Source organism: Paenibacillus sp. JJ1722, assembly GCF_048282685.1.
Taxonomy (GTDB): Bacteria; Bacillota; Bacilli; order Paenibacillales; family Paenibacillaceae; genus Paenibacillus; species Paenibacillus polymyxa_B.
In genome coordinates this window covers 3,552,246-3,566,304 of the sequence record NZ_CP182500.1, presented here as the reverse complement: position 1 = coordinate 3,566,304, position 14,059 = coordinate 3,552,246, and the positions used below count along the sequence as shown (strand labels likewise).

The following is a 14,059-nucleotide window of genomic DNA, read 5'->3' as shown; positions in this document are numbered from 1 at the left end:
CCATCCATATAGGTTAGCCCATCGCCCGGATTTCCGGGCTATTCCTCTTTGAACCCCTCTCCATGTACATCATGCACATCCTGTATGATAATAAACGCCCGTGGATCAACCGATTTAACAATTTGGTGCAAACGTCGTATTTCCTGACGAGGCACGACACAATAGGCAACATGCTTGGCCTGCTTGGAAAATGCACCTACAGCCGGAATAATAGTAACTCCGCGATCCATGTCCCTAATAATAATATCCGCAATGTCCATCGTGTGGTCGCTGATAATCATAAAGGCTCTGGCGGAATAGGCCCCTTCTTGTATAAAATCAATAATCTTGGACGCGATGAACACGGCGACTAATGTATATAGAATTTTTTCTTTTGGTATGTAAAGTAGTGAAGCACCGATAATGACAATATCAATGACCAGCAGAATCCTTCCCATACTCCAGCCAAACTTCCGGTTTAGAATACGAGCGATAATATCCGAGCCGCCCGTGGTGCCGCCAAAGCGGAACACAATACCTAACCCGGCCCCAAGCGTAACCCCTGCATATAATGAAGAAAGTATAAAATCGTGTTCAGTCTGAAACGTTCCCATCCATCCGAAATGAATCATTTTTTCAAATAACCACAGAAAAAAAGTGAGCGACCCGATACCTACCCCTGTATATAGAATTTGCTTGCCCCCAAGCATTTTCCAACCAATTAAAAATAAAGGAATGTTCAGAAGTAATGTGGAGAGAGAGGGTGAAATCGAAAAAGCATAATTAAGCAGCAGGGTGATCCCTGTAATACCACCTTCCATCAGTTTACTGGGTATAATAAAATAAAGCAGACCGAATGCATAAATGGCGGTCCCGAGCACAATGGATAAAATCATTTTAAGCTGTTCCATGGACTTGGATATCTTCATATAATCCCTCGCAGTAGCAGTTTAAGGAAGAACGACTTCATGCTGATTTTGCTAAATCGCAGCTCCTTATATGTAGTATACCTTTTTACGGTAGCTTTAAAAGACTGATGACTGTAAGTTGGGATCATAAGTACACAATTAAAAAAAATTTGTTTTAAAATGTGCTTTACGATAACATATGAATAAACCTGCACATGGGGGGATTGCGTGTTTCATGGAAAAATCATTAGATGAAATTCAACGTGAGATAGACCAGTATATATCTCAATTTAAGGAAGGGTATTTTAGCCCTTTGGCGATGTTGGCCCGGATGTCTGAGGAAGTCGGGGAACTGGCGAGGGAAGTTAATCACTCCTTTGGCGAGAAACCGAAAAAAACGGATGAGGCGGACAATTCCATTGAGCTGGAGCTGGGGGACATTTTGTTCATCACAGTTTGCTTTGCGAACTCACTAGGTATAAATTTGACCGAGGCTCATGATAAGGTCATGCAAAAATTTAACACGCGTGACGCGAATCGCTGGACTAAAAAGGACACCGATTAGGCGTTTTGTACATATGCTGTACCAAACCGGTTACCCGGAGGTGCAGTGTCATGAAGGCGGAGGAATACGTTCAGAAAGCTTATCAGTGCATTTTGCAGAACGATTTTGAGCAGGCCGTGGAATGGTTTGAAAAAGCAATTTCAGCCCAGCCTGATCATGCGGAGCATTATTTCCGGTGCTCGGTTACCTATGCTCGCAGTGGTCGTTTGGAGCAGGCTCTCGCATATGCAGAGCATGCGGTTCGTCTTGCTCCACAGCAGGATGAATATGTTCTCCATCTGCATGCGCAGGAAGCCAGGCAGCATACGGAGAAGGCCAGAAAAATGCTGGATGTTGACAGAGCTACGCCACAGGTGCGTCAGGATGCGATTTTACTACTGGAAAGAGCAATAGCCCTCGATCCGTTATGTGGGGATGCTTTTTTGCTGCTTGCATTGATTTATGACGAATTGAATGAGTATAAGCTGGCTGTGCAGGCTGCTCGTGAGGCGGCTGCACTGTTTCCTCACAATGTGCAGCTTGCCAACCTCATGAAGAAGTTATGCCAGCAGATGAATGAACAGATCTAACACAAATGGATGCATAAGGAGTTGTAGGGATATGTCAGAACCAATAAAAGTGGCTGTTGTAGGAGCAGCAGGGCGTATGGGCCGTGAAGTTATCAAATTGGTTCTTCAGGATGAGGAACTACAGCTTGTGGCCGCAGTGAACAGAACACATGCCGGCAGTGATGCCGGCCTTCTCGTCGGACTACCGGAAGCGGGTATCGCTATTGTGGAGGATGTGGAGCAGGCTTTACTGGAGAGTCGTGCGGATGTCATGGTCGATTTTACGGGGCCGCGTTTTGCGTACGCACATACAGCGCTTGCTATCAAGCATGGAGTTCGTCCGGTTATCGGAACGACAGGGTTTACCCCCGAACAGATTGATGAACTGGACAAGCAGTGTCGTGAGCAGCAAATTGGTGGTCTGATCGCGCCAAACTTTTCGATTGGGGTCATTTTGATGATGCGTTTTGCGGCTCAGGCAGCGAAATACTTCCCACATCTGGAAATCATCGAATATCATGGTGACCAAAAATTGGACGCGCCATCGGGCACAGCCATTAAGACCGCAGAGCTGATCGCCGAACAGCGTGAAGAGCTACGACAGGGTAACCCGGAAGAGGAAGAAACGTTAGAAGGATCACGGGGGGGTTACTATCAAGGGTTCCGTGTCCACAGTGTCCGTCTTCCCGGTGTGTTCGCACAGCAAGAAGTTATATTCGGAGGATTTGGACAATCTCTGAAAATTCGTCAGGATTCTTATGAACGGGCGGGCTATATGCCTGGTGTTAAAATCGGTATTCAGAAGGTCATGGAGCAGCCAGGGCTTGTATATGGATTTGAGCATTACATCGATTAAGAATACGCGAATGATTTGACGAATGAAATTATAGAATGAGGCAGGAGGAACTTTGAATGTTAAAGATTGCATTTATAGCGCATGACCGAAAAAAGGATGAAATGGTGAATTTCATAACGGCCTATGAGCATGTTTTTACAGATCACCAATTATTTTCAACAGGTACAACAGGTCTGCGCATTATGGAGCAAACCAAGCTTCAAATTCACCGTTTCATGTCCGGGCCGCTTGGAGGAGATCAGCAAATCGGGGCTATGGTTGCGCAAAATGACATGGACTTGATTATATTCTTGCGTGATCCGCTCATGGCACAACCGCATGAGCCGGACATTAGCGCCTTGTTACGTTTGTGTGACGTGCAGGGGATCCCTTTGGCAACTAACGTTGCAACTGCTGAAATACTGGTCAAAGCACTAGACCGTGGCGATTTTGCTTGGCGTGAGCTGGTACATAAATATAAACCGGGCATTGACCAGCAGGGTGATGTAAAATGACGCTGGACATCCTGATTTTCGGAGCCCATGCCGACGATGCAGAAATAGGAATGGGTGGCACGATTGCCAAGCATACAGCCGCTGGTTTAAAGGTGGGCGTGTGCGATTTGACGCGGGCTGAAATGTCATCCAATGGTGATGTGGATACTCGTATGTCAGAAGCTGAACATGCTTCGAAAGTGCTCGGGCTTGCTGTGCGTACGAATTTGGGTCTGCCTGATCGTGGATTAAATGTGACTCCTGAACATGTAGCTGCAGTTACAGCAGAAATTCGACGCCATGCACCGAAAGTTGTATTCGCTCCTTATTGGGAGGATCGGCATCCAGACCATGTCATGTGCAGCAAGTTGGTGGAGGAAGCGGTATTTAACGCCAAGTTGCGACGTTTTATGCCAGGAAATCCTGCGGTACAGGTAGAGCAATTATATTTTTATTTTATTAATGATATTGGCAGAACGGATTTGATTGTGGATATTACCGAGCATTATGAAGCCAAGGAACAGTCGTTGTTGAGTTATGCTTCGCAATTTCAGGCAACGCCTGGAAAGGATACAGTATCCACACCATTAAATCAGGGATATGTAGAACGCGTAAAAGCTCGTGACTCGTTGTTGGGTCAGCGCAAACTGATTTCGTATGCAGAAGGCTTTGCGTCCAAAACGCCATACCTGGTTAAGCTATACACATAAGGAATTTGAAAAAATCCAATAAGCGACTTCCAATGATAAGATATAGATCGAAAGGGTTTAGTTTGTCTATATCTTGTACTTCGGAGCGATTGGAATCGAATTTTGTAAAATCCTGACATAAGAATTCTATACTTGAGCATTTTGCAGAATGTTAAAATAAATCGGCAGAAAAGTTATCACTGATGGGCGGAAGGAGGCAGCTTAGCTTGAATGACAAACTGAAAATTGGAATTACCTGTTATCCGTCGCTGGGTGGCTCCGGCGTAGTGGCTACTGAGCTGGGCAAGTTGCTGGCAGAAAAAGGGCACGAGGTTCATTTTATTGCCAATAGCATTCCGTTCAGATTAGGCGGGGCGTTTCAGAAAAATATTTTTTATCATGAGGTTGAAGTTAACGATTATTACGTGTTTAGATATCCGCCATATGATTTGTCACTAGCGACCAAAATGGCCCAAGTCGCACAAATGAAGAATTTGGACGTACTCCATGTTCATTATGCGGTACCACATGCAGTATGCGCTTACTTGGCGAAGGAAATGGTGGGTGATCATCTGAAGGTGGTAACCACCTTGCACGGTACGGACATTACCGTGTTGGCACAGGATGAGTCGTTGAAGGACCTGATTCGGCTGGCTATTAACAAAAGTGACGCTGTGACAGCGGTTTCCAAGGATTTGATTCGGGAGACGATAGATGCGTTGGAAATTACACGACCTATTGATTTAACCTACAATTTTGTAGATAAACGGGTATATTATCCACGAGATGCCGCTGCGCTTAGAAGTGATTTTGCCCAACCGCATGAAAAAATAATGATGCATATTTCCAATTTCCGTCCTGTCAAAAGGGTGGGAGATGTGTTGGATATATTTGAAAGAGTGCAACGTAAAGTACCTGCGAAGCTTCTGTTGGTGGGGGAAGGACCGGATCTTCCAAAAATCCGTTGCAAAATCGAGACTTTAGGTCTGCAAGATAAGGTCTTCTTTTTAGGTAAGCAGGATCAGATCGCAGAAGTGATTTCTATGGCGGATGTACTGCTGCTTCCCTCGGAAAAAGAAAGTTTTGGTCTGGTTGCGCTGGAAGCAATGGCCTGTGGAGTGCCGACAATCGGTTCTCAGGCAGGGGGAGTACCTGAACTCGTTGTGCATGGAACTACAGGGTATCTTGCTGAAATCGGTAATACGGAGGCAATGGCTGATTATGCAGTAGAGCTGTTGTCCGATGAAGCGATGGCGGAACGTTTCCGTGAAGCGTGTCTGACACGCGCCCGTACCGTTTTCTGTGATAAGCTGATTACCCGTCAATATGAAGAGATATATTACCGTGTGTTGGGACGCGAGGTGCCGGATCTTAAACCGATCAGCGTTTAAGGGGGCGGACTCGCGTCCGTTTTTTATATTGAATACTTGCAAAGGGGGAAACCCTGTGAATACAAATACTTGGCAATATGCTGACCAAGAGATGGCTCTTCATGGTAGAGAGGTCATACATACACTAACAGCAGCAGGACACGAAGCTTACTGGGTCGGTGGTTGTGTGCGGGATGAGCTATTAGGACGAGCTATTCATGATATGGATTTGACCACTTCGGCTGAGCCTGAACAGGTCATAGCGCTATTCCCTCACGTCATTCCGACAGGGATTCAGCATGGGACGGTTACGGTCATGCAGGGTGGTCATGCGTTCGAGGTGACCACTTTTCGTACGGAAAGCGGTTATGCCGATCACCGCCGTCCAACGGAAGTTGCCTTCGTGAAGGATATCCGTGAGGATCTGATGCGACGGGATTTTACTATGAATGCGATTGCGATGGCAGAACACGGAGAGCGGGTGGACCCGTTTGGGGGAGAAGCCGATTTACGAGCTGCTCTCGTTCGTTGTGTAGGCCGAGCCGAGGAACGCTTTGAGGAGGACGGGTTGCGGATGCTGCGTTGCATCCGTTTTGCCTCTGTCTTTCGGTTCCGCGTTGCATTCAACACCTGGAAAGGTATGATTCGGCGCAGAGAGGGACTTCGTTACATAGCCATGGAACGTGTGCGGGTCGAGCTGGAAAAGATGCTGGCGGGCCCTGACCCTTTACGTGGGTTGGAGATGCTGGGGCGTAGCGGATTGCTCGGCTGTACGAAGGTTCCGGTTCCCTGGGAGCAATGTGAAGCACAAGCGCTCAAGGGGATCGTTCAACTGCAAGAAGAACTGCGGTGGGGCCTGCTCTTAATGTCTTGTAGACTTACCTCAGAGGTAGCGGACGAGCTACTAAGAGCTTGGACCTTCTCCAATGCGGTACGGCTTCGGCTGGTTCATTTGCTGGAATGGGAGACCGAATTAATCTACAGTACTGGTGTCATAGCTGGCGACTCCGTTACGGAGGAGTCTGACATCATCAACGATGAGGCACTGCGTCGTAGCTGGATTCGACTGCTAATTAGACTGGGAAAGAATACAGCTTCAGACTGGCTTGATCTTTACAAGACACTGCCTGCTTCATTCCGCGGATTACCGCCATGGGTAGAAAAGCATGTGGCGAAAACAGCCAAACTGGCAAGCTTGTGGACAAAGCAGGCTGTAGTCGTTCGTATCAAAGATTTAAATATTACAGGAAATGAACTGGTTCAGGCGATGAATCGACCAGGCGGACCTTGGCTGGGTCAGATGATGGAACAGCTTTTACAAGCTGTTGCCTGTGGAGATATTCCGAATGAAACAGAAACATTGCTTCAGGAAGCGAAACGGGTGATGAGTAGTGAATAATCATGAAAGATTGTTAGGCATACTGGAGGAAGGTACATCCGATTACGTATCAGGGGAGGAAATCAGCCGACGGCTCTCGGTTAGCCGAACAGCAGTATGGAAGCAGATCAACAAACTGCGTGAGTTGGGCTACAATATTGATGCCTCCTCGCGTCGGGGCTATCGGTTGATATCCCGACCGGATCGGCTAGAAGTCTCCAAATTGGCCGATATATTAAATACCCAATCGTTTGGCCAGCGTATCGTTGTACTGGATTCGACGGTATCCACTCAGCAGGATGCCATGCGTTTGGCAGAAGAGGGCGCGCCAGAGGGGACAGTAGTGCTTGCAGAGGAACAAACGGCAGGTCGGGGACGTCTGGGGCGGAAGTGGTATTCACCTCGTGGCAAAGGAGTCTGGTTGAGCATTGTGTTGCGCCCTACCCAGCCTTTGGCTTTTACCCCCCAGCTAACGCTACTTACAGGTGTAGCAGTGTGTAGAGCCATTCGTCGGCTGACGGGTGTGGAGGCTGGTATCAAATGGCCAAACGATCTGCTGATTCATGGTCGCAAAGTATCCGGTATTCTGTTGGAATCTGCAACAGAGGATCAACGGGTTCGCTATTGTATTGCAGGGATCGGCATTGACGTAAATTTGAATAAAGAAGATTACCCGGAAGAGTTATCGCAGGTGGGAACGTCATTGAAAATAGAAGCAGGGCGTGAAATTGACCGTACTGTGCTGATTGCCTCAGTGCTGGAAGAGATGGAACAGCTAAGTAAGTTGTATGCCGAGCAGGGGTTCCAGCCTATAGCCATGCTGTGGGAGGCTTTGTCCGTGACTATGAACCGTAGTGTACGGGCACATACCGGACAAGGGATAACTGTAGAAGGTACAGCTGTTGGCTTGGACCCTTCCGGGGCACTCGTGATAGAAACGGATCAGGGAGAGCGAATTCAGGTCATTTCAGGGGATATACAATTATAGAAGCGACCTTAGCTATGAAAACGACCGAAATCGTTCTATTCTCTGTGCAAAACTTCACGTGAAAAAGCTGATGTTTTTTGTTATACTGTGCAGGAGGCGGCATCGGACGGTCCGAGCTGCACTCCAGGGGCACATGCTCTACTTTAGCAAGTTTGTAAGACCATCATAACTTCATTTGAAGGTTACGTTGGATTCTGCTCTGAGCCGAACAGGACCGAGACAGAAGGGACGATCTCAAAATGAGTGTCTTTTTTGGCTGTTCGGACCTTTTGATGACGCAGATGTACAGGCGTTCATAAAAGGTTATTTTTTGTGCCAAAAAAAGATGGAAGGGAGCCATTCGCAATGGCAGGAAAACAAGCACTGAATATTGTGAAAATGAAAAAAATGAAGCAAGAGGGCATTCCGCTCAGTATGCTGACCGCCTATGATTATCCATCAGCTAAAATAGCCGAGGAGGCGGGAATTGACATGATTCTCGTAGGTGACTCGCTGGGTAACGTAGTTCTTGGTTACGATTCAACCATCCCTGTAACCTTGGATGATATCGTGTACCATTCCCGGGCAGTCGCAAGAGGCGCGGAACATACATTTATCGTAGCGGACATGCCTTTTATGACATATCACAGCAGCGTATCAGAAAGTCTTCAGGGCATCCGCCGTCTGATGCAGGAAGGACATGTGCATGCTGTTAAATTGGAGGGCGGAGCTGAAATTGCCGATGTCGTAAAAGCAACTGTTCAGGCAGGTGTGCCTGTATTGGGACATATCGGGCTTACTCCGCAATCGGTTAATCAAATTGGCGGCTATCGCATTCAAGGCAAGGACGAAGCGGACGCACGCCGGTTGATGGCTGACGCCAAGGCGCTGGAGCAGGCGGGTGCTTTTGGCGTTGTACTGGAATTGGTAACTGAGGAAGTGGCAACAGCGATTTCTAAAGAGCTTTCCATTCCAACCATTGGAATTGGTGCTGGACGTGGATGTGACGGTCAGGTACTTGTTTATCACGATCTGATTCAGTACGCATCGCCTTATTTCAGCAAACGCTTTGTTAAAACCTATGCCGATGTAGGCGGCTTGATCCGCAGCAGCATTGAGCAGTATGTGAGTGATGTGAAAGGGCGGGCATTTCCGGCCGCAGAGCATGTGTTCAGCGCGGATGACCGCGTTGTGGAATCCCTATACGGTAAGGCAAAAGGACAGACACAGGAACAAGCTAAGGAAAAGGTGGAATCTCGGTCATGATCATCGTAAGAGAAGTGGCTCAGCTGCGCAAGATTATTGCTGAACGTCGGCAGCTTGGGACAAACGGAGCAAAAACAATAAACGATTCTGCTTCTTTACAGCAACATAAAGTCGGCTTTGTACCAACAATGGGATACCTGCATGAAGGACATGCGAGCTTGATGCACAAGGCGCGTGAAATGGCAGATACGGTGGTGCTTAGCATTTTCGTAAATCCGATTCAATTTGGACCGAATGAAGATCTGGAAAGCTACCCCCGCGATGAAGCTCGTGATTTGGAGGTAGCACGGCGCGAGGGCGTGGATATTGTATTTTTGCCAACTGTAGCAGAAATGTATCCACAACCAACCCAAACCAAAATTCGTGTATCCGCTTTGACAGATCGCTTGTGCGGTGCCTCCCGTCCCGGCCATTTTGATGGTGTGACTACGGTGGTAGCCAAGCTTTTTAACATGATAGGTCCTGATTTGGCCTTTTTTGGAATGAAGGACGCGCAGCAGGTTGCTGTGCTCCAGCAGATGGTGACTGATCTCAATATGAACGTGACTATCGTACCTTGTCCCATCGTCAGAGAGGCGGATGGTTTGGCCCTCAGCTCCCGTAATGTGTATTTAAGTGCAGAACAGCGCGAGCAGGCGTTGGTGCTGTCCCAGTCACTGCGTAAGGTGCAAGAAGTGAGCGAAGATATTGTAACAAACACAATTACGATTCGTCAGCTACATCAAATGGTGGAGTCCACCATTACTTCCTCTCCTTTAGCAGACATTGATTACATTGAAATATTAACTTTTCCCGGTCTGGAGCCCCTTCTTCCCGAGCAACGGCTATGTGATGTTCAGGAAGACGTCATCGTAGCGCTGGCTGTGAAATTTGGCAATACCCGACTGATTGACAATATAAGAATACAGAAGGCGGAGGTGCTTTCCCATGTTTAGAACCATGATGAAATCCAAAATTCACCGCGCTACCGTTACGGAAGCTAACCTGAACTATGTGGGGAGTATCACTATAGATGAAGATCTCATGGAGACATCGGATCTGTTGGAGAATGAAAAGGTTCAAATTGTAAACAATAACAATGGAGCTCGACTGGAAACCTATGTTATCCCCGGACCGCGTGGGAGCGGAGTGATCTGTCTCAACGGTGCGGCAGCCCGTTTGGTGCAGCCTGGTGATACAGTCATTATTATTTCCTATGCTTCCATGTCGAATGAAGAGGCCAAAACATACAAACCAACAGTGGTATTTGTTGATGAACATAATAAACCAGCCCAAACGATGAACAAAGAAGTACACGCGACGATCATGTAATGAATGGGAGTGCGGATGAAACCCGTCTTTTAAGCGAAAAATGTGAGTGTATTAATCCATCTTTCATAAGGGCGGGATGCACATGTTCCAGCATGTATTCGCAGAAATGAACAGCATGTTAGATGATATCGTGAAGCATTACCCATCAGCCCAGGGCTCCCGCAGGCAGGAGCTGCTACAGCACTGGAGTCTGCTGCGGAGAATGAGTGACGGAATTATGGATGAGTGGCTGGCCTTTGAGGAAAAAATGGTTTGCTTGCGTGCGGCCGGATTTTCCGCAGAGACCGATATGTCTGACACTGAGCTGCCTGAAAAAGAGCTGCCAGCTTTTAATCGGGGGCAAGGGTATTATCGATTACTTATGTACCCTGAGGCGATCCAACAATTTGAGCAGGTACTACAGCATTTTCCGAACAGCTGGCAGAGTCGCATGTATATGGGAATGGCCTATTTTCAACTGGATGATCCAGCAGAGGCTGTATTCCATTTTCAGAAGGTGCTGGACCTGACTGAGCAGGCAGGACTAAAGGCGGTCATCTATAATGCGCTAGGCTGTCTGTTGGCAAAGCAGGCTGACGTAGAGGAGGCGCAAAAATGTTTTGCTCTCGCACATCAGTTCGATCCTGCGTTACCCGAGCCGCTGCACAATATGGAAGCCTGTTTGTCCGGTACCGAAATGCTTCGATACGACAGCTCCATGATGACCTGGATGTAGTTGTCAGACACCGAGTAAGACGATGCATGCCCACCTCCTCAGGCGGCGTGTGCATCGTCTTTTTTGGCTGTCTTAATTTCCAAACAGGCGATCTTCTGCTATGCTAATATATAGAGTTATTATTTTTGTAAGTGTCATAAGAAAGGATTAAGCCCGAATGAAATTTGCGGTATTGGATTTTGAAACGACAGGCACCCAGTCCGCGGATGACATCATTCAAGTCGGACTTGCAATTATAGATCATGATAACAGCATTTCCCGTGTTTACGGCTCTTATGTGAACCCTGGCAGATCTATTCCACCTTTTATCACTGGATTGACCGGAATTACAGACGATGACGTCAAGGATGCTCCTGCACTTGAAGAAATGATGATGGAGCTCGTGCCTATGCTGGACGATGTTGTGCTGGTCGGTCATAATGTGGCGTTTGATTTTAATTTTTTGCAAAACGCTCTGGATCGGTGCGGATATTTACCGTTTAGCGGAAGAATCTTGGATACAATGGATTTTCTGAAAATTATGTTTCCATCGCTATCTTCGTATCAGTTGGGTTTTGTGTCTTCTGAGTTCGGGCTGGCGCATGATCGCCCTCACCAAGCAGACAGCGACGCGTTGGCTACGGCTGAGGTGTTTTTAAAGTGTCTGGGTGAGCTTCAAGCATTACCTCTGATAACGATACAGCGGCTTAGTGATTTGTTTGCAGAGGAAGACAGTGACCTTGGATGGTTTCTTGATGGGGTGCGTGAAGAGAAAGAGCTTGATCCTATTCAGGATTTGGAGGGACATCAGTTTTTTCGTCAGCTTGCGCTAAAAGTGGAAGATTGGACGGAGCTAGCTGCACCGCGTAGAGAAGATGACCCGAATCCACTTTCAGGTGTTTCCTTTGAGGAGTACATGGATGATGTGCGGGACAATTTGCGTTCATCCTTGAGCCAATATGAGGAGCGCGAGGCGCAGATACAGATGATTGAGGGTGTAAATCAGGCACTGAGTGAAGACAAGCATCTGCTGATCGAAGCAGGTACAGGAACAGGAAAGTCTCTCGGTTATTTGCTCCCATCGCTGTATCACAGTGTAAAAAAAGGACAGCGCGTTATGGTAAGTACACATACGATCAACCTGCAGGAGCAATTACGCGAGCGCGACATTCCTATGCTGACCAAGGTGATTCCGTTTCCGTTCCGGGCTGCTATTTTCAAGGGTCGGGGACATTATTTGTGTCTGCGTAAGTTTGAACATAAAATAAACAGAAGAGACTTCGCGACACCGAAGGAAGACTTAATTACAGCGGCTCAGATGATCGTCTGGTTGACGCTAACAGAAACCGGTGATGATGAAGAACTGAATCTGAGCAACCGTGGAGGGGATTTCTGGGAAACGGTGGCGAGTGATTCAGAGTCCTGTCTTGGTCGTTCTTGTCCATGGTTCCGCAAATGTTATTATCATCGTGCACGCCATGAAGCAGGGATAGCGGATGTCGTTATTACGAATCACTCTAAGTTGTTCACAGACGTCAAAGCCAGTCACCAGTTGTTGCCGAGCTATGAACATCTGGTGATTGATGAAGCCCATCACCTGGAGGAAGTAGCTGGTAAGCACCTAGGTATGCATATGAAATATTTCACACTCGTGCATACACTGACGCGACTGTTCAAAGACAGCAAGAATGGACAACTGCCTTCACTTCGTCAACAGTTGGCAAAATCGGGGCACGAGAAGTCGGCGGATTGGGCTTCAACCATCGACCAGATGTATCCGCTCGTGTTAGAGGTTAAGGAAACTTGGGACCTGCTAAGCGACAAGCTGTTTGGCATGTTGCCAGAGCGAAGCGATGCGACACCGGGTGAAACAGGACAGTTTTCTTCCCGTCTCAAACCTTCGGCCAAGCCTGCAAAGTGGGATCAGGCGGGTGCTTTGGAAAATCAGCTATATGTAACGATGAGCGAAATTTTGCGCAAGGGCGACAAGCTGATGCTGGACGTCAAGGAAGAACATGACGATTATGCGGCAGATAGCCTTATTACAGATATCACGGGTCTGCTCAAGGATTTGGCGGGAATCCGAGAAAATTTGCGCTTTTTTATCCGACTCGATGATGAAACAACCGTATACTGGCTCGAAGCGAGTGGGCAATTCCGTAGTAAATCATTGCAATTTTATGCGGTGCCCGTCGATGTGAGCCGCCAGTTGAAAGAAATGTTTTTTGACAAAAAAAGAAGCATTATTCTGACGTCTGCTACCTTATCGGTAGATAAGTCGTTTCAGTACATGATCGATCAGCTCGGCTTGCAGGAGGCCGCAGATCAAGAGCGGCTGATGACTTCGCAGCTCCCGTCACCCTTTAATTACAGGGATCAGGTGTTGCTGGTCATTCCACGGGATTTCCCAAGCGTGAAGGGCAGTGTAGGAGATGCACACTTTGTAGATATGCTCGTTAGCTCTCTAGGAGCGACTGCTCAGGCGACGCGGGGGAGAATGCTCGTTCTGTTTACTTCCTATCGGATGCTCCGGCAAGTGTATGAGCCGCTCAAAGAGGCCTTAGCATCCAGCGAAATTACTGTGCTGGGACAAGGTGTGGACAGTGGGAGTCGCAGCAAGCTAACCCGCCGTTTTCAGGAAGCCAAAGCTTCTGTATTGCTGGGAACCAGCAGCTTCTGGGAAGGCGTCGATATTCCAGGAAAGGCTCTGACTTGTCTGGCCATTGTTCGCTTGCCGTTTCAACCGCCGAATCACCCGTTGCTGGAGGCAAAAAGCGAGCTGCTTCAGCAGCAGAAGAAGAATCCATTTATGAAGCTGTCTGTACCACAAGCGGTCATTCGCTTCAAACAGGGATTTGGTCGGTTAGTACGTACAGCGAGCGACCACGGGGTCGTTATCGTTTACGATACGCGTGTGATCGAATCCTATTACGGAAAGCACTTTTTGTACTCGTTACCGGGACCAAAAATGGAGCATATGCCATCGGAGCAAATGGTGCCCCGCATCGCCGAATGGCTCCAATCCGCCCCGGAGACAGAGGCATAACGGACGGAC

At 47.8% G+C, this 14,059-nt stretch carries 14 protein-coding genes; 13 read left to right on the top strand and 1 reads right to left on the bottom strand.

The annotated features are described in order from the left end of the window. Positions 1-38 precede the first annotated feature (38 nt). Entirely contained in the window at positions 39-908 is an 870-nt protein-coding gene (locus tag ACM1ND_RS15850; protein ID WP_023989149.1) for a YitT family protein, read from the bottom strand. 214 nt (positions 909-1,122) lie between these two features. On the opposite strand from ACM1ND_RS15850, the gene ACM1ND_RS15845 reads away from it, so the two are divergent. The 13 genes from ACM1ND_RS15845 (at position 1,123) to dinG (ending at position 14,050) form a co-directional block, all read left to right on the top strand. After that, a complete protein-coding gene (locus tag ACM1ND_RS15845; protein WP_418026293.1) occupies positions 1,123-1,452 on the top strand; it encodes a nucleotide pyrophosphohydrolase in 330 nt (109 codons plus the stop codon). Between the two features lie 50 nt (positions 1,453-1,502). Next, positions 1,503-2,021: a tetratricopeptide repeat protein gene (locus tag ACM1ND_RS15840; protein WP_013310696.1), complete on the top strand. Its 519-nt coding sequence runs from the start codon at positions 1,503-1,505 to the stop codon at positions 2,019-2,021. 31 nt (positions 2,022-2,052) lie between these two features. Next, entirely contained in the window at positions 2,053-2,856 is an 804-nt protein-coding gene (gene dapB, locus ACM1ND_RS15835; protein ID WP_023989146.1) for a 4-hydroxy-tetrahydrodipicolinate reductase, read from the top strand. A gap of 56 nt (positions 2,857-2,912) precedes the next feature. Then, entirely contained in the window at positions 2,913-3,350 is a 438-nt protein-coding gene (gene mgsA / locus ACM1ND_RS15830; protein ID WP_023989145.1) for a methylglyoxal synthase, read from the top strand. Next, complete coding sequence (gene bshB1 / locus ACM1ND_RS15825; RefSeq protein ID WP_418026292.1) at positions 3,347-4,039, top strand: bacillithiol biosynthesis deacetylase BshB1; 693 nt, start codon at positions 3,347-3,349, stop codon at positions 4,037-4,039. Before mgsA ends, bshB1 begins: the two co-directional genes overlap by 4 nt. A gap of 206 nt (positions 4,040-4,245) precedes the next feature. After that, positions 4,246-5,409 carry an N-acetyl-alpha-D-glucosaminyl L-malate synthase BshA gene (gene bshA, locus ACM1ND_RS15820; RefSeq protein ID WP_023989143.1) on the top strand — a complete coding sequence of 388 codons (1,164 nt, stop codon included), beginning with the start codon at positions 4,246-4,248 and terminating at the stop codon, positions 5,407-5,409. 55 nt (positions 5,410-5,464) lie between these two features. Further along, positions 5,465-6,787 carry a CCA tRNA nucleotidyltransferase gene (locus ACM1ND_RS15815; protein WP_264453642.1) on the top strand — a complete coding sequence of 441 codons (1,323 nt, stop codon included), beginning with the start codon at positions 5,465-5,467 and terminating at the stop codon, positions 6,785-6,787. Continuing rightward, entirely contained in the window at positions 6,780-7,754 is a 975-nt protein-coding gene (locus ACM1ND_RS15810; RefSeq protein WP_028540649.1) for a biotin--[acetyl-CoA-carboxylase] ligase, read from the top strand. The genes ACM1ND_RS15815 and ACM1ND_RS15810 overlap by 8 nt, the downstream gene beginning before the upstream one ends. Before the next feature lie 345 nt (positions 7,755-8,099). Continuing rightward, a complete protein-coding gene (gene panB / locus ACM1ND_RS15805; RefSeq protein ID WP_023989139.1) occupies positions 8,100-8,999 on the top strand; it encodes a 3-methyl-2-oxobutanoate hydroxymethyltransferase in 900 nt (299 codons plus the stop codon). Further along, complete coding sequence (gene panC, locus ACM1ND_RS15800) at positions 8,996-9,934, top strand: pantoate--beta-alanine ligase (protein WP_023989138.1); 939 nt, start codon at positions 8,996-8,998, stop codon at positions 9,932-9,934. The genes panB and panC overlap by 4 nt, the downstream gene beginning before the upstream one ends. Further along, positions 9,927-10,310: an aspartate 1-decarboxylase gene (gene panD / locus ACM1ND_RS15795; RefSeq protein ID WP_013371641.1), complete on the top strand. Its 384-nt coding sequence runs from the start codon at positions 9,927-9,929 to the stop codon at positions 10,308-10,310. The genes panC and panD overlap by 8 nt, the downstream gene beginning before the upstream one ends. An 82-nt stretch (positions 10,311-10,392) precedes the next feature. Beyond that, positions 10,393-11,025, top strand: coding sequence for a tetratricopeptide repeat protein (locus ACM1ND_RS15790; RefSeq protein WP_316243895.1), 633 nt, complete (start codon positions 10,393-10,395; stop codon positions 11,023-11,025). A gap of 157 nt (positions 11,026-11,182) precedes the next feature. Further along, positions 11,183-14,050, top strand: a complete 2,868-nt coding sequence (gene dinG / locus ACM1ND_RS15785; RefSeq protein ID WP_053325663.1) for an ATP-dependent DNA helicase DinG — start codon at positions 11,183-11,185, stop codon at positions 14,048-14,050. Positions 14,051-14,059: the final 9 nt, after the last annotated feature.

Coding starts and splice junctions, on each gene's coding strand:
- panD (WP_013371641.1), top strand. CDS start 9,927: ATGTTTAGAACCATGATGAAATCCAAAATTCACCGCGCTACCGTTACG.
- ACM1ND_RS15850 (WP_023989149.1), bottom strand. CDS start 908: ATGAAGATATCCAAGTCCATGGAACAGCTTAAAATGATTTTATCCATT.
- ACM1ND_RS15840 (WP_013310696.1), top strand. CDS start 1,503: ATGAAGGCGGAGGAATACGTTCAGAAAGCTTATCAGTGCATTTTGCAG.
- bshB1 (WP_418026292.1), top strand. CDS start 3,347: ATGACGCTGGACATCCTGATTTTCGGAGCCCATGCCGACGATGCAGAA.
- ACM1ND_RS15845 (WP_418026293.1), top strand. CDS start 1,123: ATGGAAAAATCATTAGATGAAATTCAACGTGAGATAGACCAGTATATA.
- dapB (WP_023989146.1), top strand. CDS start 2,053: ATGTCAGAACCAATAAAAGTGGCTGTTGTAGGAGCAGCAGGGCGTATG.
- mgsA (WP_023989145.1), top strand. CDS start 2,913: ATGTTAAAGATTGCATTTATAGCGCATGACCGAAAAAAGGATGAAATG.
- panC (WP_023989138.1), top strand. CDS start 8,996: ATGATCATCGTAAGAGAAGTGGCTCAGCTGCGCAAGATTATTGCTGAA.
- dinG (WP_053325663.1), top strand. CDS start 11,183: ATGAAATTTGCGGTATTGGATTTTGAAACGACAGGCACCCAGTCCGCG.
- panB (WP_023989139.1), top strand. CDS start 8,100: ATGGCAGGAAAACAAGCACTGAATATTGTGAAAATGAAAAAAATGAAG.
- ACM1ND_RS15790 (WP_316243895.1), top strand. CDS start 10,393: ATGTTCCAGCATGTATTCGCAGAAATGAACAGCATGTTAGATGATATC.